At 69.6% G+C, this 18,225-nt stretch carries 17 protein-coding genes and 2 tRNA genes; 9 read left to right on the top strand and 10 right to left on the bottom strand.

Annotated features, from left to right (window positions below):
• Positions 1–108 precede the first annotated feature (108 nt).
• The 3 genes from LX12_RS07070 to LX12_RS07060 form a co-directional block, all read right to left on the bottom strand.
• Entirely contained in the window at positions 109–957 is an 849-nt protein-coding gene (locus tag LX12_RS07070; protein WP_253653798.1) for a DUF3800 domain-containing protein, read from the bottom strand.
• A gap of 271 nt (positions 958–1,228) precedes the next feature.
• Positions 1,229–1,301 (bottom strand) — tRNA-Arg (locus LX12_RS07065).
• 31 nt (positions 1,302–1,332) lie between these two features.
• A tRNA-Ser gene (locus LX12_RS07060) sits at positions 1,333–1,421 on the bottom strand.
• Between the two features lie 104 nt (positions 1,422–1,525).
• Here LX12_RS07060 and hisC point away from each other — a divergent pair.
• A complete protein-coding gene (hisC, locus tag LX12_RS07055; RefSeq protein WP_253653797.1) occupies positions 1,526–2,587 on the top strand; it encodes a histidinol-phosphate transaminase in 1,062 nt (353 codons plus the stop codon).
• 1 nt (position 2,588) lies between these two features.
• Here the strand turns inward: hisC and LX12_RS07050 are convergent, their stop codons facing one another.
• Positions 2,589–3,596: an alpha/beta hydrolase gene (locus LX12_RS07050; RefSeq protein ID WP_372504938.1), complete on the bottom strand. Its 1,008-nt coding sequence runs from the start codon at positions 3,594–3,596 to the stop codon at positions 2,589–2,591.
• A 164-nt stretch (positions 3,597–3,760) separates the two neighbouring features.
• Here LX12_RS07050 and LX12_RS07045 point away from each other — a divergent pair, with 164 nt between their 5' ends.
• The gene (locus LX12_RS07045) at positions 3,761–4,195 is read left to right on the top strand and encodes an acyl-CoA thioesterase (protein ID WP_253653796.1); all 435 of its coding nucleotides are present in this window, start codon (positions 3,761–3,763) and stop codon (positions 4,193–4,195) included.
• Positions 4,196–4,839: 644 nt separating this feature from the next.
• Positions 4,840–5,769 (top strand): alpha/beta hydrolase, encoded by a 930-nt coding sequence (locus LX12_RS07040; protein ID WP_372504947.1) that lies wholly within the window; start codon positions 4,840–4,842, stop codon positions 5,767–5,769.
• Positions 5,770–5,773: 4 nt separating this feature from the next.
• Here the strand turns inward: LX12_RS07040 and LX12_RS07035 are convergent, their stop codons facing one another.
• Positions 5,774–6,403, bottom strand: a complete 630-nt coding sequence (locus tag LX12_RS07035) for a TetR/AcrR family transcriptional regulator (protein ID WP_253653795.1) — start codon at positions 6,401–6,403, stop codon at positions 5,774–5,776.
• Between the two features lie 59 nt (positions 6,404–6,462).
• Here LX12_RS07035 and LX12_RS07030 point away from each other — a divergent pair, with 59 nt between their 5' ends.
• A complete protein-coding gene (locus LX12_RS07030; RefSeq protein WP_253653794.1) occupies positions 6,463–7,878 on the top strand; it encodes a serine hydrolase domain-containing protein in 1,416 nt (471 codons plus the stop codon).
• Between the two features lie 3 nt (positions 7,879–7,881).
• On the opposite strand, the gene LX12_RS07025 is transcribed toward LX12_RS07030, so the two are convergent.
• Together LX12_RS07025 and LX12_RS07020 are read right to left on the bottom strand one after the other, a co-directional pair.
• Positions 7,882–9,261, bottom strand: a complete 1,380-nt coding sequence (locus LX12_RS07025; RefSeq protein ID WP_253653793.1) for an MFS transporter — start codon at positions 9,259–9,261, stop codon at positions 7,882–7,884.
• The gene (locus tag LX12_RS07020; RefSeq protein ID WP_253653792.1) at positions 9,258–9,701 is read right to left on the bottom strand and encodes a MarR family winged helix-turn-helix transcriptional regulator; all 444 of its coding nucleotides are present in this window, start codon (positions 9,699–9,701) and stop codon (positions 9,258–9,260) included. The genes LX12_RS07025 and LX12_RS07020 overlap by 4 nt, the downstream gene beginning before the upstream one ends.
• 60 nt (positions 9,702–9,761) lie before the next feature.
• On the opposite strand from LX12_RS07020, the gene LX12_RS07015 reads away from it, so the two are divergent.
• The gene (locus tag LX12_RS07015) at positions 9,762–10,319 is read left to right on the top strand and encodes a cysteine hydrolase family protein (protein WP_253653791.1); all 558 of its coding nucleotides are present in this window, start codon (positions 9,762–9,764) and stop codon (positions 10,317–10,319) included.
• Here the strand turns inward: LX12_RS07015 and LX12_RS07010 are convergent.
• The 3 genes from LX12_RS07010 to LX12_RS07000 are packed head-to-tail and all read right to left on the bottom strand — an operon-like array spanning position 10,308 to position 14,022.
• Entirely contained in the window at positions 10,308–11,525 is a 1,218-nt protein-coding gene (locus LX12_RS07010) for a hypothetical protein (protein WP_253653790.1), read from the bottom strand. The genes LX12_RS07015 and LX12_RS07010 overlap by 12 nt on opposite strands.
• The gene (locus LX12_RS07005; RefSeq protein ID WP_308213975.1) at positions 11,522–12,661 is read right to left on the bottom strand and encodes an acyltransferase family protein; all 1,140 of its coding nucleotides are present in this window, start codon (positions 12,659–12,661) and stop codon (positions 11,522–11,524) included. Before LX12_RS07005 ends, LX12_RS07010 begins: the two co-directional genes overlap by 4 nt.
• A 26-nt stretch (positions 12,662–12,687) precedes the next feature.
• On the bottom strand, positions 12,688–14,022 hold the full coding sequence (locus tag LX12_RS07000) for a UDP-N-acetylmuramoyl-tripeptide--D-alanyl-D-alanine ligase (protein ID WP_253653789.1): 1,335 nt from the start codon (positions 14,020–14,022) through the stop codon (positions 12,688–12,690).
• A gap of 83 nt (positions 14,023–14,105) precedes the next feature.
• Here LX12_RS07000 and LX12_RS06995 point away from each other — a divergent pair, with 83 nt between their 5' ends.
• From LX12_RS06995 to LX12_RS06980, 4 genes are all read left to right on the top strand, one after another.
• Complete coding sequence (locus LX12_RS06995; protein WP_253653788.1) at positions 14,106–15,224, top strand: D-alanine--D-alanine ligase family protein; 1,119 nt, start codon at positions 14,106–14,108, stop codon at positions 15,222–15,224.
• An 8-nt stretch (positions 15,225–15,232) separates the two neighbouring features.
• Entirely contained in the window at positions 15,233–16,258 is a 1,026-nt protein-coding gene (locus LX12_RS06990; RefSeq protein ID WP_253653787.1) for a magnesium transporter CorA family protein, read from the top strand.
• 64 nt (positions 16,259–16,322) lie between these two features.
• Complete coding sequence (locus tag LX12_RS06985; RefSeq protein ID WP_253653786.1) at positions 16,323–17,483, top strand: NAD-dependent epimerase/dehydratase family protein; 1,161 nt, start codon at positions 16,323–16,325, stop codon at positions 17,481–17,483.
• A gap of 4 nt (positions 17,484–17,487) precedes the next feature.
• Positions 17,488–18,201: a CPBP family intramembrane glutamic endopeptidase gene (locus LX12_RS06980; protein ID WP_308213974.1), complete on the top strand. Its 714-nt coding sequence runs from the start codon at positions 17,488–17,490 to the stop codon at positions 18,199–18,201.
• The last annotated feature ends 24 nt before the right edge of the window (positions 18,202–18,225 follow it).

Below are 18,225 nucleotides of genomic sequence, written 5' to 3'. Positions count from 1 at the left end.
GCCGACTGTAAGCGCCCGAACGACATGCACCCGAAAGGATTCGAAACCCCTGATCTTCTGATCGGTGGTCGGCCAACCCCGGCAACTCTCGGTGACCGGCGGCGACGCCTATAGAGCCGTGAAGTTATAGGGCACGTCACGAAACAGCGCTAGCGACGGTTGGCGGTTCAGGTGGTCGATGACCCTAACGCCACCGGCGCGACGGCCGTCCGCGTCAAGATACCGATGCTCCAATAGCTGTAGACGGGTACCGTAACGCGCTCTCAAGGACGAGAACTCGTCGTTCAGATGGATGTTGTGGATGAGGCTGGACGAGTACGCCGCGCACGCCATCGGGAACTGTAGCGCCGAGACCAAGATGTCAGCGATCTGTAGCACGACGTGAGAGTCGCTGTGTCCAAACAATGGCGCTTCGAGCAGGTGCGGGAAAGCGTCGCCACCCGTCTTGAACCGCTTCGTCGTAACGTGATGGACGCTTGGGACGTTCTTATGCTTGGTGTGCGCGTCCAAAATCATCATCCCGGGCACCTCGGCAGCGCGCAGCTGAGCCTCGAACTGGGCGGCCATAGCGGCGACGGCATCGGAGTAGACCCACCGGCTCAACGGCGTGGCACCTTTGACGTGCACCTCGGCCAGTATTGTCACACTCGTGCTTTCCAGAAGCCGGAGGACATCGTCGAGGAACCCGTAGGCCCGGCGGCGCCGCCGCCTCGACCCGGAGCGGACATCTTTCCGAATGTCGCTTCCTTTGACCTCGAAGCGAATGACGTCGGACAGCTTGACGCCCGGCTCAGCGAGCGTGGGATTGAATCGCTTCTTGATTTGAAGGAAGTCCCAAATCAATGACTTGGCTCGCTCGTGGTCGACGACCAGACCGCCAAGGGCCAGTACCGGTGGATCGCTAGGTGTGCGGAGCTGTTGCTCGTCGCCCGACTCATCGATGTAGCACAGCAGCACGTGGTGTCCCCCGAACAGCGCTTGATACAACTACAGCCACCCCGCACTCGGGGTGGCTGTAGGACTTGCCGCACAGGGGGCGGCGAATGCTTGATGCTGACCGAGTATGCATGAGAACGCGTGAACCGCGCAACAGCCATGTAATTAGGCAGCTCGGGCGACGTTTCGAATGTGCGCCACGTTGCGACGGTCACGGACCCGGCGCGGTCGCGCCAGCGTCGGCCCCTTACGTGCAGAACCCCCGCCGTCACCGGCGGGGGTTCTGTCGTTGTGCGCCCGAAGGGATTCGAACCCCTAACCTTCTGATCCGTAGTCAGATGCTCTATCCGTTGAGCTACGGGCGCATGTTCTTCAGTTGTCGGCGGGTGCCGGCGGCGGAGGCGAGAGGATTCGAACCTCCGGTCCGGTGTTGGCCGGACAACTCATTAGCAGTGAGTCCCATTCGGCCACTCTGGCACGCCTCCAGCGGAGTTCTCGCGAACTGCCGAACGCAAAGGTTACACATGCGTTCCGAGCCGGAGCAAACCAGCATGGAACCGCAGGTCGGACGCCCGTTAGATTGGTCTGTGTGACCCCGCGCATCCGCCCCGACCTGGCCTCGGTACCCGCCTACGTCCCCGGTCGGACGTTCCCCGGGGCGGTGAAGCTGGCCAGCAACGAGGTGACGTTCGGCCCGCTGCCGAGCGTCGCCCGCGCGATCGCGGACGCGGCGCACAACCTCAACCGCTATCCCGACAACGGCATGGTCGGCCTCACCGAAGCGCTCGCCAAGAAGCTCGGTGTCCCGCCGGACGCGATCCAGACGGGCTGTGGGTCGGTGAGCCTGTGCCAGAACCTCATCACCATCACCTGCCGCCCCGGCGACGAGGTGCTCTTCGCCTGGCGGTCGTTCGAGACGTACCCGCTCGCCACCCGCGTCGTCGGAGCGACGCCTGTCCAGGTCCCGCTGACCGGCGACCGCGTCCACGACCTCGAGGCGATGGCCGACGCGATCACCGAGCGAACGCGCCTGATCTTCGTCTGCAACCCCAACAACCCGACCGGGACCATCGTCGAGGCGCAGGCTCTCGTCGACTTCCTCGAGAAGGTGCCGTCGGACGTCGTCGTCGCGCTCGACGAGGCCTACGTCGAGTACGTCCGGCCGAGCGAGACCCAGCGCTACGACGCGATCGAGCTGCAGCGGCGCTTCGCCAACCTGGTGGTCCTGCGGACCTTCTCCAAGGCGTACGGGCTGGCGGGACTCCGCGTCGGCTACGCGGTGGCCGACGACGCCGTCATCGACGGTCTCCGCCGGGTGCACGTCCCGTTCAGCGTGAACTCGCTGGCGCAGGCGGCCGCCACCGCCTGCCTCGAGGCCGACGACGAGCTGTTGGCCCGCACCGAGGCCGTCGTCGCCGAGCGCGCACGCGTGTCCGCTGCGCTGAAGGATCTCGGCTATCCCGTCCCGGAGTCGCAGGCGAACTTCGTCTGGCTCGACCTCGGCGACGCCGCAACCGATTTCGCCGCCGCGGCGATCGAGAACCGGGTCGTCATCCGCCCGTTCGCCGGCGACGGTGTGCGCGTCACCATCGGCGATCCCGAGGAGAACGACCTCTTCCTGCGCTACGCGCAGACGTGGCGTCGGGACTGAGTCAGAGCCCGCGAGCGATCGTCGGCCACAGCTGCGGCAGGTCCTGCCGCCAGTACGCCCACGAGTGCGTGCCGATCAGCGGGAAGCTCTCCGTCGCGGGGATGTTGTTGGCGCGCAGGGTCAGAGCGAACTCCAGCGAGCACCGGTAGGCGCCGCTCTCCAGCCCGGACGCCGCGAACGTCTGCTGCTGTCGGCTCATCCCCGGGTCCAGCGGTTCCTGGAAGTCGAGCGGCCCGATCGCGCCGGAGGCCGCGGAGATGTAGAGGTTCTTACCGCGGAGCTTGTCGAGGTGCAGGCTCGGGTCGTGCGCGGCCCACCCGGGCGCCCCGAACGGACCCCACATGTTGGTGGCGTCGGCTCCGTCGCGACCGACGGTCGCACGGACGTACGCCTCGTTGAGCAGGCCGCTGGTGGGCGGGCACCCGCTCAACGACGCGGCGCCGGTGTAGAGCTGCGGGTGCCGGAACGTGAGCGCAAGAGCGGCCTGTCCACCCATGGACAGTCCGACGATCGCGTTGCGGCCGTTGCCGTTGTAGTACCTGTCGATCAGGGGCGGCAGTTCCCTCGTCAGGAACGTCTCCCACATCGGTTTGCCGACGACGCGGTCGGTGCGTTCCCAGTCGGTGTAGAACGTGCTCTTGCCGCCCGCGGGCAGCACGACGTTGACGTCCTTGTCCTCGAAGAACGCCACCGCGTCACCCTTGGTGATCCAGTCGCTGACGTTCCCCGTCGCGCCGGCGCCGTCGAGCATGTAGACCGTCGAGCGGCTCCGCGACGTGTCCCGCGGGAGGAGCACAGTCACCGACACCGGGCCGCCCATGGCCGGGGACTCGACGGACACCTCGAGCTGACGGGGGCTCACCTTGGTCACCTCGTCGAGGGCGACCTCGCGCGGCGGGGCCGGCGCAGCGGACGCGACCGGCGACGCGCCCAGGACGGTCGCAACGACGGCCAGCGGGATGAGGGCGCGACGGAACCGGCGGCGTCGAACCCCCACCGAACTGATCACCTGCTCACCCCTCGTCACCGTGCGCGCACCCCCGCGCTGTAGGAACGAGGGGTGTTCGCGCCCCACAACAGTAGCGAGCGGCCGGCTCTCGAACCGCCACACGGCGCACGTCGACGGGCATCGGGTCCGTCACGATCCTGTGTCCATCCAGCAACATCAGCCACATGAGCACCACAGGCAGCGGAGCGTTCACGGCGACTGTGCCGGTCCGGTGGTCCGACGCCGGACCGACGGGACTGCTGTCCACCGGACACCTCGTGACGGTCATGGAGGAGGCCCGCGTCGCGTGGCTGCTCAGCGCGGGCGAGGAACACCGCCCCCTGATCACCAGCGCGATGATCGTGACTGTCGACCTCACCGCACATCGACATCTCCGCCACGAGGACGGCCCGATCCGGGTCGCCATGTGGATCGACGGGTTCCGATCCGTCGACTTCACCATCGGCTACGCGCTCACCGCCGATGGCGACGACCCCGACACGCCGCCGGCGTACAGCGCGAGCACCCGTATGGCCGTCGTCGACGTCGAGGCGCACACTCTGCGCCGTCTCACCGACCACGAGAAGGAGACATTGTGCGCCTGGTCGCGTTCGGGGTGACCGACACGCTCTGACCGTCGGCAGCCCCTGTCCGCAGCTTCGTCAGCTGTCCGCGCCGAGTACGGCGCGGGAACGATGGAACGGCGCCGAACGAGAACGCCCGGATCGTCGCGTGCGTCCGAGTTGCCCTGTGCTCACACGTATCTCACAGCGATCGGACAGGGTGGCTCGGCACACTCGCCGACGTGCCTGTGTCGTCACACAACGGGGTGTCCCTGCTCGACGGGTGGTTCCCCCTCACGCTGCAGATCGTCGCGGTGGTCCTGCTCGTCGTCGCCGTCGGATGGCGGACACGGCGGTGGCGTTTCCTCTGGGTGCCGGTGTCCCTGCTCGTCGCGGTCGTCGGAGCACTCCTGGTGCACCTGTACTTCGACTCGCAGGGTCTGGCGACGGATCCGGCGCCGTGGCAGCTGTGGGTCTGGGTCGGTGCGACGGTCGGCGCGATCGCGGTCTTCGTCGTCGGGTTCCGCAGCGCGCGGTGGTGGCGACGCGGGGTCGCCGTCCTCGCCGTCCTGGCCACCGCGCTGACGACGTCGGTCGTGCTGAACCAGTGGGTCGGCTACTACCCGACCCTGTCGGCGGCCTGGGGTGCGGTCACCGCGGGTCCACTGCCCGACCAGGTCTCCGCCGACGCGCTGGGGTCGATGAGGAATACAGGCCGAACCACCGGCGCCGTCGTCCCGATCACCACCACCGACGATGTCAGCCACTTCGCCCACCGCACCGAGTACGTCTACCTGCCGCCCGCGTGGTTCCGTGGGGCCACTCCCCCGACCCTGCCGGTGGTCATGATGATCGCCGGTGAGTTCAACACCCCGTCGGACTGGATGCGGACCGGCAACGCGATCCCGATCGTCGACGCGTACGCGAAGCAGCACGACGGCAACGCACCGGTACTCGTGTTCGTCGACGCCGGCGGGTCGTTCAACAACGACACCGAGTGCGTGAACGGACCCCGCGGGAACGTCGCCACGCATCTCACCGACGAGGTGCGGCCCGCGGTCATCTCGACGTTCCACACCTCCTCGTCGGCGGCGAACTGGGGCATCGTCGGATGGTCGATGGGCGGGACGTGTTCGGTCGACCTGACCGTGATGCACCCCGACCTGTTCCACTCCTACGTCGACATCGCCGGGGACGCGGCACCGGTCGCCGGGACGACGCGGCAGACCGTCGACCGGCTCTTCGGCGGGAACGCCGCGGCGTACGCCTCGTTCGACCCGGCGACCGTGATGCAGAAGCACGGCCCCTATGTCGGGGTGTCCGCCCGGTACGAGGAGGCGGACCAGTCCGGCATGCCGCGGTGGCGCGGTCAGCACGCCGGGGCCCATCACCGCCCGCCGGGCGGCTGGAAGCCGCCGTCGCAGGGCGGCGCGGGACTCGGCGGTCGCGGCGACGGCGGGTCGGCGAACCAGGGGCAGGAGGCCGTGCAGTTGTGCGCCGAGAACCGGGCGGTCGACATCAGCTGCACCATCGACAACCGGCCCGGCCGCCACTCGTGGCAGTTCGCGTCGACGTCGTTCCAGGACTCACTGCCGTGGTTGTCCCACGAGATCGGTGTCAGCTCGGCGTGATCGGTCAGTCGTCACCCGACGGCGGGTGCGCGAGGTGCAGGACGGCACCGCTCATGAAGTCGGACGCCAGCCGTGACGCGGCGGCCGGATCGGCGTGCGAGACGAGCAGCGCCTCCCGCGCGGAGTAGACCGACGCGCCGACGAGCATCGCTGCGATCTGTCGCAGCGCGGTGGACGACGTGTCGAGGCCGGTCCGCGCGGCGAGACGACGGACGATGCGGTCGATCACAGAGTCGGTGAAGTCCTGTGCACTCTCGCCCCCGGGACCCCGATGGGTGTCGTCGACGATGAGCCGGAAACCGTGGGGCCTCTCGCGGGCGTAGTCGAAGAACGCCACGACGTCGGCGGTCACCTCGTCGGCGATCGACTCCGACTCCGCTCGCGTGTAGGCGTCGAACAGGAACTCGCGGGCCACCGCGATCTCGCTCTCGAGACAGCTGCGATAGAGGCCGGCCTTGTCACCGAAGTGCTTGTAGATGGTCGGCTTGCTGGTGTGCGCGCGGCGCGCGATCTCGACCACCGAGGCGCCGTCGTAGCCGGACTCGGCGAAGACCTCGGCGGCCGCGGCCAGCACCCGCTGCCGTGGGATCGGGGCGGGACCAGGCCTTTTCCGGCGGGGCGGCGGCTCGGACACGGCTGACACTGTACGCAGCGCGAGCCATGTGCTAACTGTTTACCGTGCGGTCAAGTGTTATGGGTCACAGTCGGCGTCGGTGGGCGATGGTCGTCGTCGGTGTGGTGTGCGCACTGATGACGGCGCTCTCCACGCCATTCGCCGCTGCGGAGCCCTCGTCGACCCCGGCGCCGACGTTACGATCGTGCCCGGTCCCGAACGGCACGTCCCATCCGCAGACCGCCACCCCGGCCCAGGTCGGCATCGACGCCGCGAAGCTCCGGACCGCGATCGCGTTCGCGTCGTCGCGGTTGCGGACCAACGTCCAGATCTATCGGAACAACTGCCTCGTCGGTGAGGGGCCGTTCAACCCGGTCACCGACGGTGTCCCGTGGAACCTGTGGAGCGGCACCAAGTCGGTCGTGTCGATGGTCGCCGGCGTCGCCTACAGCGAGGGGCGGCTGCGCCTCGACGCACCGATCGGCGACTACCTGCCCGCCGGACTCGGGGACGCCGCACACCGTGCGATCACCGTGCGCGACCTGCTCACCCAGACCTCCGGGCTGAAGCAGTCGATCGTCAGCGAGGGCATCCCGGCGGCCCTCGACCTCGACATCGACGTGGTGAAGCAGGCCCTCGCGCTGCCGATCCTGCACCGCCCGGGCACGTTCTTCGAGTACGGGCAGCACAACGGTGACCTGCTCGCCTTCGTCGTCGGTCGCGCGGTGGGCGAGGACGTGCAGCGCTACGCCCAGGACAAGCTGTTCGGACCCGTCGGCATCGGACCGCGTGACTGGTTCTGGAACCGTGACCGCAGCGGGAACACCTACGGCTACGCCTTCCTCTACATGCCCCCGGACGACTTCGCCCGTCTCGGCCTGCTGATGCTGAACGGCGGAGAGTGGAACGGGCGCAGGGTGATCTCCACCGACTACGTCGACCAGGCACGCACCCCGACGACGACGAACCCGTGCTACGGCTACCTCTTCTGGCTCAACCGGGGACCGTGTACGGGACCGTCGATCCCGTCCCGGCAGACGGTCGACGCCGCACCGTTCCAAGGTCTGCCCGCCGACACCTACGCGATGGTCGGCCTCGCGCAACAGAACAACTTCATCATGCCGGGCCTGGGCATCGTGGTGAGTTGGACGGGTGCGTTCGGCGACGTCTCGCCCGATCCGATCACCACGCTGAGCGGGAGCCTGAACAGCGAGCTGTACCACAGCTTCCTGCGGTTGTTCGCGGCGTCGCTGACGTCGCCACGACTCCCCGATCCCGGTCCGTACCGGCCGACGTTCAACCTCACGATCGACCCCGACGAGTTCGCCGATCCGTCGGTCGCCCTCGGCGCATTCGGGCTCGGACCCTACGCCCCGCCCGGTTGCACCGTCACCCGCTGCGGCTCGGCACCACTGCGCGCGCCGCTGCAGGGCAATCCGGGATGCTTCGCGCTGGCGTGCCTTCCGGTCCCGGGTGCGCCGCAGCGTCCGCGCTGACGGTCAGCTCTGGGCCGCGGCGTCGACGGCCCGCAGGCTCCGGTCGACGACGGTGAGAACGGCCAGCACCGCGGCGACCACGAGCATGAACAGCGCCAGTTCATGCACTCCCGCGGTGGTGGCACGCGCACCGAAGAACGCGCCGCTCGCGGCCGACGCGAGCATCGCGCCCGAGTACATGAACGTCCGCAGCAGACCCGATGACGCACCCATGCGTCCCGGATCTGCCTGGTGGTACAGGGTGTTCTGCACGGCGAGGTTGATGAGCCCTTGCGGCACACCGGTGACGGCAGCCGTCAGCACCAGATACCAGACGGGCGCGTCGGTCCACGTCGACAGGATCAATGCGGCGGCAGCCATCTGGGCCACGGCACCGACCAGCAACTTGCGGCGGATCTGCGGCCGACGGCCCGTCGTCACGGACACCACGATCCCGACCACGAAAGTCGGCAGCAGGACGAGTCCTGCTGCGGTGGCCGACAATTCCCGCGTCTCCTGCAGCCACTGCGTGTAGCCGTAGAGATAGCTGTAGGAGACCGTGGCCGCCAGGACAGCCCGGACATAGGTCACGACGAGCGGCCTGTTCCCGACGAAGACGGCCACGTCGATGAACGGGTGGGTTCTCCTGCGCTCCCAGAGGACGAAGGCGGTGCCGACGCCGACGGCGAGCACCGGGAGCCACATGCGGTCGAGGGACAGGTGCATGAGGAACACCAACAGCGACAGCACCATCGCGGTGAACAGCGCGACGCCCACCCAGTCGGATCCGGTGCCCTGGCCGCCGGACGCCGGGACGGTCCGGGGCAGGAACAGGAGCCCCAGGACCAGGATCGCCACCCCGAGCGGGATGTTGACGGCGAAGGTGGCCCGCCACCCACCCAGGCCGATGAGCAGCCCACCCAGGGTCGGTCCGATCACCGCGATGGTCTGCGTCGTCACCGACAGCGCCGTCAGCACACCCGCCGGGCTCGCCGTCCCCGTCCGGTCACCCTCCATCCGGATCAGGTACATCGACGCGGGGTAGGCGGCGCACGTACCGATCCCGAGCAACACCCGGGCGATCACCAGGACCCAGAGGTCCGGGGCCACGACGCCGAGGATTCCTGCGGCGACGGTGCACAGCGCGCCCACGAGGTAGAGGCGGCGCGGTCCGTGCACGTCGATGAGACGCCCCATGACCGGCTGGCCCACCGCGGTGGCGAGATACAGCCCCGAGACCAGCCACGCCGTCTGCGACGCGGGTGCTCCGAGTGCGACGGCGATGGGCACCAACGCGATCGCGATGATCGACGAGTTGATCGGGTTCAGGATCGAACCGATCATCATCGGCGCCAGGAGTCGCCGATCGAATCCGGTGTCGGTCTCGACGGCACCTGCCGTCATCGCGCGACCAGCTTGTCGATCACCCGGGCGGCCTCGATCAGCGTCGCGCACTCGTCCTCGGTGAGCCGCTCCACGACCGTCTCGGTCAACCACTCCGCGCGTGCGCGGTGGTTGTTGTCGTCGGCGTCGCGGCCGGCCGCGGTCAGCACCACGATCTGGCGACGACCGTCACCCGGATCGGCGTGCCGCTCGAGCAATCCCATCCTCTCCAGGGCCGCGATGGTCGTCGACATCGACTGCGGCCGGACGTTCTCCACCTCGGCGAGTCGGGCGGCGGTGGACGCCTCACCCTTGCCGACGCGGGCGAGCACAGACGCCTGCGCCGGGGTGAGTTCGTCACCGGTGGACACCTCGCGCAGACGGCGCAGCAGCCGTCCGACGGCGACACGGATGTCCCCCGCGGCACGCAGGGCGACATCGGGAGCGGCAGTGTCAGGCATATCCATCAGTCTAAACTGATCAGGTTGTGGTGAACAGTCTGGGCTGACATCCTGGGATCCATGACCACAGCGCTTCTCGTCATGGACTTCCAGAACGGCATCGTCGACCGGTTCGACGGCACCTCCGCCCTCGCGAACGCCGTCTCGGCGGCCGATGCCGCCCGCGCCGCGAGCATCCCCGTCCTCTTCGTCCGCGTCGCGTTCCGACCCGGTCACCCCGAGATCGCGTCGAGCAACCTCGGCTTCGGCCGGATCGCCGACAGCGCCGGCGAGACCATGACGGAGTCGGCCCACGGGACGCAGATCCACCCCGCGCTGAGTCCGCGCGCGGACGAGCCGGTCGTGACGAAGCGCCGGGTCAGCGCGTTCACCGGCAGCGACCTGGAGGTGCTGCTCCGCGGCCTCGCGGCCGACCACCTCGTCCTGGCCGGTATCTCGACGAGCGGCGTGGTGCTCTCGACCCTGCGGCAGGCCGCCGACCTCGACCACCGGATCACCGTGCTGGCCGACGCCTGCGCCGATCGGAGACGGGACGTCCACGATCTGCTGATGGAGGCCGTGTTCCCGAATCAGGCCACGGTCACCACGACCGCGGACTGGGTCGCGTCACTCTCCTGACCAGGGCCGGCTCCCCGCCGACAGTCGGAGGATGTTCCCCTGCAACACGTCCCGGTAGATGCGGAGGTTCTCCTCGCCGGCACGCACCTGCTCGGTGAGGCGACGGGTGTTGTCGGCGGACACCTCCCGCGATCCCGACCGCGCGACCAGTTCGTCGATGCGGTCGTCGATCGTCGCGGTGTGGGCGTACTCCTCGAGGACGCGCAGCTCCGCGGCCGCGGACTCCACCACCTCGGCGACGGTCGCCAACGCCGCGACCCGGTCGACGAGTTCGCGCCAGACCGGACGCAGCGACTGTTCACGGCGGGCGATGTGGCCGTCGAGATCGTCGTCGAAACCGGCTGCGCGGCGGGAGGAGTCCAGATCGACGCGGATCGCCCGCAACGCGATGACGTCGGCGGCGATCTCCGCCAGCTCGGCCTCGAGGTCGACCTGCCCTCGCTGCATCGCGAAGTGCTCCGAATGCCATGCCGGGCAGCGCATCACCCGGTCGTAGAAGCTGCCCGCGGCGAACAGAATGGTCTCGTAACCGTCGACGAACCGGGAGTCGGCGCCCGGGGTGATGCTCTCGGCGTCACCGACGAGATCCGGGAGCCACCGTCGCCCGGAGTCCTTGCCCGCCTTCGCGGCGGCGTTCTCGATGACACCGGCAACACGCTCGAGCGCCGCGTTGCCCATCCGCCGCACGTAGCCACCGATATCCGGTGTGGGTGTGTAGGACAGTCCGATGAAGAGCCGTTCGCGGTCGACGGCCTCGAGATGCGTCCCCTCACGACGCTCGCGCCGGATCGCCCGGACGCCCGTCGCGGACACCCCCTTGCCCCCGACGAGCGTGCGACGGGCGTCGTCGAGCCGCCGTGCGACCGAGTTTCGCCGCGCACGGATCACCGCGGCGACGACGGACGGGGTGACCGGGGCGTTCGCCTGTTCGTCGAGTGCCGCGACCGTTCGCTGCAGACGGCGCAGCTCGGCGAACTCGCGGGCGCCGGGCAGGATCTGCGAAGCCATCGGGATCGGCAGCCCACGCGACATCCGGGCGAGCACGATCGACCGCGCTGCGGCGTCGAGATGACCGGTGGCGATCGCGACCGCCGCCGGGTCCGACAGCTCCGGGTGTCGCCCGGGGATGGTCGACTTCTCGCACCACCGATGGACGGTGTCGGCGGTGACGCCGACGGCGGAGGCGTCGCGACGCTGCTCGCTCATCGGGTGGTGCTCCTGTCGCGGTGCGGGGATGGCTCCGATGGTACGGAGCGCGCCCACAACCAGGCATATGTCGTTCGATGCAATGCCCAGGCGATCGGGACGCTCACCACAGTCGTGACGATGAGCACCCCGAGCATCGACCCGGTGAACGTCGGATAGCCCAGCAGATCCATCACCCACACCAGGACGACGAGGTGCACGAGGAAGAACTCGTACGAGATCTCGCCGAACCACACCGCCACGCGGAGTCCCAGCAGACGGTCGAACCAGTTCCCCGACCGTGACAGCGCCAGCGCCCCGACGAGACAGGACGCGACGAGGCCGTAGAGCAGCGACTTCACGACGGTCGCGCCGGCGGTCGTCGGGGTGATGGTCGGCTCACCGGCCGCCGACGTCCAACTGAGCTGGAACGCGAGCACCGCCACGAGCACCGCGAGCAGCGGGTGCACGCGGACGCCGCACTGCGCGGCGACGGCGAGGAGCATCCCGCACGCGAACCACAGGACGAACGCCGGCGGCCAGAGACGGGCGGTCGGGTCGGTGAGCGTGCCGTCGGAGGTGAGGACGGCCCACACCGGTGTCACCGCGGCCAGCACCACCGATGACCCGACGACGGCCCACGGACGCCACCGCCCGCGGCACACCACGCGGACGACCACCCAAGCGATGACCGGCAGTGCGAGATAGAACGCGACCTCGACGGCGAGACTCCACATCTGGGTGAGCCCGACGTGCAGGTGCCCGAAACCGTAGATCTGCGTGAGCGTCATCGTCCGCAGGAACCCGGACCAGTCGTGGGCCAGCGTCGCGTCCTGCGTCCGCCACACCGAGAACAGCGCGTAGCTCGCGACGACGGTCACCCAGTAGGCGGGCAGGATGCGCCGCGCGCGGTGCAGCGCGTACCGACGCAGCGACGGACTCGGTCGGCCCTCGGCGAGCGCACGCACCCACGGCTGGAACAGCAGGAACCCCGACAGCGCGAAGAAGATCGCGACACCGATCTCCAGTCGCGCGGCCATCCGGCCGGGCAGGTCGTCGGTGTACCCGCCCGTCCAGAACGCGGCGTGCGTCGCGCAGACGGCGAACGCGGCCACCGCCCGCAGGCCGGTCAGGGAGTCCCGACGGCGCACCGCCACCCGGTCCCCGCGGCCCGCGACGGCGGTCAGCGCGAGGCCGGCGCCGCCAGCAGGGCGGCGGCGACGCGTTCGAGTGCGGCGACCCGCGAGCCCTTGACCAGGACGGCGTCCCCGGCGGACAGATCCGACAGCGCCGTCACGGCGCCGTCGATGTCGGCGACGTGCCGCGCGTCGGGTCCGTAGTCGGGGGCGTCGACGGCGATCACCTCGACGCCGAGCTCGCGGGCCCGGGCGGTGATGGCGAGATGCTCGGCCCGGGCGGTGTCGCCGATCTCGGCCATCACCCCGACGACGGCGACCTTGCGGCCCTCGGTGAGTCCCGACAGACCCTCGAGGGCGGCCCGCATCGAGGTGGGATTGGCGTTGTAGGAGTCGTTGAGGACGGCGACACCGTCGTCGGTGCGCGTCAGCTCCATCCGCAGGCCCGAGATGGCCGCACCCGCCAACCCCTCGGCGATCTGCTCGACGGAGAGGCCGAGGCCGCCGGCGACCGACGCCGCGGCGAGAGCGTTGTGCACCTGGTGGCGCCCGCGCGCCGACATCGCGACCTCGATCGATCCCCACGGGGAGCGCAGCGTGAACGTGGGGCGCAGATCGGCGTCGACACTGATGTCCTCGGCGTGGACGTCGGCCTTCGGGGACAGCCCGTAGGCGATCACGTCGGCCGTCGTCCGCGCGGCCATCGCGATGACCGTGTCCTGGTCGACGTTGAGCACGGCGAGACCGTCGTCGGGCAGCGACGCGATCAACTCACCCTTCGCCTGGGCGATCGCCCCGATCGAGCCGAACATCTCGAGGTGCACCCCGTCGACACGTGTGACCACGCCGACGGTCGGGTGGGCGATGTCGCACAGCATCGCGATGTGGCCGACACCGCGTGCACCCATCTCGACGACGACCGCCTCGGTGTCGTCGGGGGCGCCCATCAACGTGATGGGCAGGCCCAGTTCATTGTTGAACGACCGCTCGTTGGCGTGGGTCCGCAGCGCCGTCGAGAGCACCTGGGCGAGCATGTCCTTCGTCGACGTCTTACCCACCGACCCGGTGACCCCGACGACCGGTCCGGTCAGGCGACCGCGAGCCGCCTCCCCCACCGCCATCAGGGCGCGAGCCGTGTCGTCGACCTCGATCGCCGACGCCGCGGCGTCGGGCAGGGGCGGGCGGGACGTCAGGTAGGCCGACGCGCCGGCGGACAGGGCCTGGGGGATGAAGTCGTGCCCGTCGCGCTCGGCGACGATGGGGACGAAGAGTTGTCCCGACCCGATCGTGCGGGAGTCGATCCCGGCGCCGTCGATCTGGACATCGGCGCCGGTGAGACTCCCGCCGGTGGCGGTGGCGACCTCGCTGGCTGTGAAACGCACCCGTCGATTTTACGCGGGCGGTGATCGCAGACAGTCCCACCACGTCGCGCGGGTGTCCGGATCGTGACCGTAGGGTGAGGCCCATGGTCCTCCCGCCCGACCCCGACCAGCCGTTGGAGCGCGTGCGCCTGGTCGTCCTCTACGGCGGCAAGTCGGCCGAGCACGACATCTCCTGCATCACCGCTGCGCACGTGATGGCAGCCGCCGACCGGCGTCGCTACGACATCGTCCCCGTGGGCATCACCCGCTCCGGCGAGTGGATCCGCAACGACAAGGCGGTCGCCGCGCTGGAGGAGGGGCGGGAGCTCCCGTCGAGCCTTCCGGTCGAGGGCACGTCGGCGTCGTCGACGGAGATCCTGCAGGGCCCCCGTGCGGTCACCACCGCCGACCTGATCCCCACCACGGTGGTCCTCCCGCTCCTCCACGGCCCGCACGGCGAGGACGGCACGGTCCAGGGGATGCTCGAGCTCCTCGGTGTGCCCTACGTCGGCAGCGGTGTCCTGGGGTCGGCCGTGTGCATGGACAAGGCGATGGCGAAAGTCGTGGCCGCACAGAACGACATCCCGCAGTGCCGCTGGCTGGAATACCGCGACGGCGTCGGGACGACCGAGGACTTCGCCACCCGCGTCGCCGACGAGCTCGGCTTCCCCGTGTTCGTGAAGCCCGCCAATCTCGGTTCGTCGGTGGGCATCTCGAAGGCACACGACGCCGACGAGTTGGGCCCGGCGCTCGAGCTGGCGCTGCGGTACGACGAGGTCGTCGTCGTCGAGGAGGGCGTCACCGCTCGCGAGATCGAGGTGGCCGTGCTCGGCAACGCGCAGCCCGAGGCCTCGCTGCCCGGCGAGATCCTCCCCGGGGCCGAGTTCTACGACTACGCGGACAAATACCTGAACGGCACTGCGGGACTGTCGATCCCGGCGCAGCTCTCCGACGAGGCGATCGCCGAGGTGCGAGAGCTCGCCCTGCGGGCCTTCACCGCGCTGCGCTGCTCCGGCATGGCCCGAGCCGACTTCTTCTACGAGGAGGGCGGTCGCGGCTGGCTCCTCAACGAGGTCAACACGATCCCCGGCTTCACGCCGTCGTCGATGTACCCGAAGATGTGGGAGGCAACGGGGTTGTCGTATCCCGACCTCATCGACCGCCTCGTCGACCTCGCCTGGTTCCGCCACGGGCGCCGCTCGACGTTCTCCACCGACCACTGAGCGGCGCCGTGTCCGACGGGGCGATCACCGGTCAGATCTGGCGCGACGGCAAGCCCGTCGACGGGTTCGACCTCGCGGTCATCTCCGACTGCCTCACCGAGGACCACACCCTCGTGTGGGCCGACCTCGAGGACCCGTCGGAGGAGACGATGGGGCGCCTCGCGGAGGAGCTCGACCTCAGCCCGTGGGCGGTGGAGGACGCGCTCGCCGCATCCGAGCGCACCAAGGCGACCACCTACGCCCACCACACGTTCGTCACCGTCTACGCGGTCCGGTGTTCCGACGACGCCGGGGTCCGCGCCGCCGACACCCCGACCGGCGTCTCCCAGTCGATCGCCACCCAACGCGTGTCCGTCTTCATCAAACGCAACGCGCTGATCACCGTCCGGCTCACGGAGTCGGCCGACATCGTCGACATGGACGAGGTCCGTCGGCGGTGGGACGAGACCGAGGCGCACGACCGCGGCGTCGAGGCGCTGCTGCACGGACTGCTCGACGTCGTCGTCGACGGTCACTTCGAGGCGGTGCAGACACTCGACGACGCGATCGAGGACCTGGAAGGGCTGTTGTTCGACGAGTCCGTCGCAGCCCGCACGTTGCAGCGCCGGACCTACGGTGTGCGCAAGGATCTCGTGGCGCTGCGCCGCGTCGTGCTGCCGATGCGCGAGGTGGTCGCCGTCATCCAGCACCGGCGCGACGCCCTCGGCGCCGGCGACCGCCTCGATCCCGAGTTCGCCGACCTCTACGACCACGTCCTCCGGGCCGCCGAGTGGACCGAGTCGTTGCGGGACATGGTCTCGACCGTGTTCGAGACCAACCTGTCGCTGCAGGACGCGCGTCTGAACACGGTGATGAAGAAGCTGACCGGGTGGGCGGCGATCATCGCGGTGCCGACCGCCATCACCGGCTTCTACGGGCAGAACGTCCCGTTCCCCGGTTTCGACCACACGGTGGGGTTCGTCACGAGCTGCGTACTGCTGCTCACCGCCATGGTGGTGCTGTACGCGCTGTTCAAGCGACGCGACTGGCTGTAGTCGCCGACCCCCGGCAGGGCCCCGTGCCCCGACCCTCCGTCCCGTCACCGCCTACCGTGGGGGCATGCGCATCCTGGTGACCGGCGCCAGCGGCTACGTCGGGTCACGACTGGTCACCGGTCTGCTCGACGCCGGCCACGAGGTGATCGCCGCCTCCCGCAAGCCCGACGGCCTCGCCGCGTACGGCTGGTACGACGACGTGATCCCCGTCGCGCTCGACGCGTCGGACCGGACCGCGGCCGCCACGGCGTTCGGCGCCGTCGGCCCGGTCGACGTCGTCTACTACCTCGTCCACGGCATCGGTGAACCCGGCTTCCGCGCGAAGGACAACGCGTCGGCCCGCAACGTCGCCGAGGCCGCCCGCGACAACGGCGTCTCCCGCATCGTCTACCTCGGCGGGTTCGTCCCCGACGAGGACGAGCTGTCCGAGCACCTCGTCAGTCGCGCCGAGGTGGCCGAGCACCTGAGGGTGCCCGACGGTCCCGAGCTCGTGTGGCTGCGCGCGGCGGTGGTGCTCGGCGCCGGGTCGACGTCGTTCGAGCTGATCCGCTACCTCGCCGACCGGTTGCCGGTGATCCCGCTTCCCGCCTGGGCCGACAACAAGATGGACCCCATCTCCGTCCGCGACGTGGTGCACTACCTCGTCGCTGCGGCCGACGCCGACCGGCTCCCCGCGGGCGACTACGACGTCGCCGGGGCCGACGAGTCCAGCTACCGGGACGTCCTGATGACCTATCTGTCGGTCGCGCATCGGCGTCGTATCCCGTTGCCGCTCCGCGGGTTCGGCACGGGGCTCGCGTCGAAGGTCAGCGGTCTGCTGGTGCCGGTACCGAGTGGGCTGACCGGTGACCTGGTGGCCTCCCTCGACTACCCGATGTACGCCTCGGAGAGCCGCATCCGCGACCTCGTCCCGGACCCGCCGGGTGGGCTGCTGACCGTGCGCGAGGCCATCGGGCGGGCGCTCTCCGGCGGCACACCCCGCCCTGTGAACCGACTGACCGACCCGCACCACCTCGCCGACACCGACCCCGACTGGGCCGGCGGCGACGTCGCCCGGATCCGTCTGCTCGGCGCCGCGACCGTGTCGGCCGACGGGTGGGAACAGTTCGAGCGCCTCGGCGCATCGCTGCTGCTGTCCTCCGGTCCGGCGGCGGGCGCCGTCCGGGTCGGATGGGACATCGCGGCCGCAGCGGTTGCCCGGGTCAACAACCACCTGGGACGGTGATCGTGTGACCACGTTGGTGACCGAAGGCTGGGAACAGTTGCGGGGGGCCGTGCTCCACAGGGAGCCGGCGCACCCGGCGGAGCCGCCGCGCACCATCAAGCGTCGACGGATCGTGGTCGTCGTCTTCCTGGTGATCGGCGCGGTCTTCCTCGGGCTGTCGTTGTCGACGAAGCCGGGCGACGCGATCTTCTACGTCTACACACTCGCCCTCGCCGCCGTGTGGTGCGTCGGCGCGGCACTGTCGCGGCCGTTGCACCTGGGCCGCGTCACCTGGCGCGGCCACCGTCGACGCCCGATCCTCACCGGCATCGGCGTGGGTCTCGGGCTCGGCGCCGTGTTCGTCGTCGGCGGTCTCGTCGTGCGGACCATCCCGCCGCTCAAGGACCTCGTCACCTCGGTCTTCGAACACGCGACCGCCGGCAACATCGTCGTCGTCCTGGTGATCGCCCTCGTCAACGGCATCGCCGAGGAGCTGTTCTTCCGCGGTGCGCTGTACTCCGCACTCGGTCGGCACTACCCGGTGATCTTCTCGACGCTGATCTACATCGTCGTGACGATGGCGAGCGGCAACCCCATGCTCGGATTCGCAGCGATCTTCCTGGGCTTCGTCGCGGCGGTCGAGCGTCGTGCAACCGACGGTGTGCTCGCCCCGATCCTCACCCACGTCGCCTGGACGTCGGTCATCTTCCTCGCCCTGCCGCCGCTGTTCGGCGTCTGAGCGAGTTCGCACCGCCGGGTGTCT

The organism is Williamsia serinedens, assembly GCF_024171725.1.
Lineage (GTDB): Bacteria > Actinomycetota > Actinomycetes > Mycobacteriales > Mycobacteriaceae > Williamsia_A > Williamsia_A serinedens.
This window is presented reverse-complemented; position numbering and strand designations above follow the sequence as displayed.

Excerpts from the sequence above, each read along its gene's own strand:
- LX12_RS07045 (WP_253653796.1), top strand. The coding sequence starts at position 3,761 with ATGAGCACCACAGGCAGCGGAGCGTTCACGGCGACTGTGCCGGTCCGG.
- LX12_RS07025 (WP_253653793.1), bottom strand. The coding sequence starts at position 9,261 with ATGACGGCAGGTGCCGTCGAGACCGACACCGGATTCGATCGGCGACTC.
- LX12_RS07030 (WP_253653794.1), top strand. The coding sequence starts at position 6,463 with ATGGGTCACAGTCGGCGTCGGTGGGCGATGGTCGTCGTCGGTGTGGTG.
- LX12_RS06985 (WP_253653786.1), top strand. The coding sequence starts at position 16,323 with ATGCGCATCCTGGTGACCGGCGCCAGCGGCTACGTCGGGTCACGACTG.
- LX12_RS07010 (WP_253653790.1), bottom strand. The coding sequence starts at position 11,525 with ATGAGCGAGCAGCGTCGCGACGCCTCCGCCGTCGGCGTCACCGCCGAC.
- LX12_RS07020 (WP_253653792.1), bottom strand. The coding sequence starts at position 9,701 with ATGCCTGACACTGCCGCTCCCGATGTCGCCCTGCGTGCCGCGGGGGAC.
- LX12_RS07040 (WP_372504947.1), top strand. The coding sequence starts at position 4,840 with ATGAGGAATACAGGCCGAACCACCGGCGCCGTCGTCCCGATCACCACC.
- LX12_RS06995 (WP_253653788.1), top strand. The coding sequence starts at position 14,106 with ATGGTCCTCCCGCCCGACCCCGACCAGCCGTTGGAGCGCGTGCGCCTG.
- LX12_RS07015 (WP_253653791.1), top strand. The coding sequence starts at position 9,762 with ATGACCACAGCGCTTCTCGTCATGGACTTCCAGAACGGCATCGTCGAC.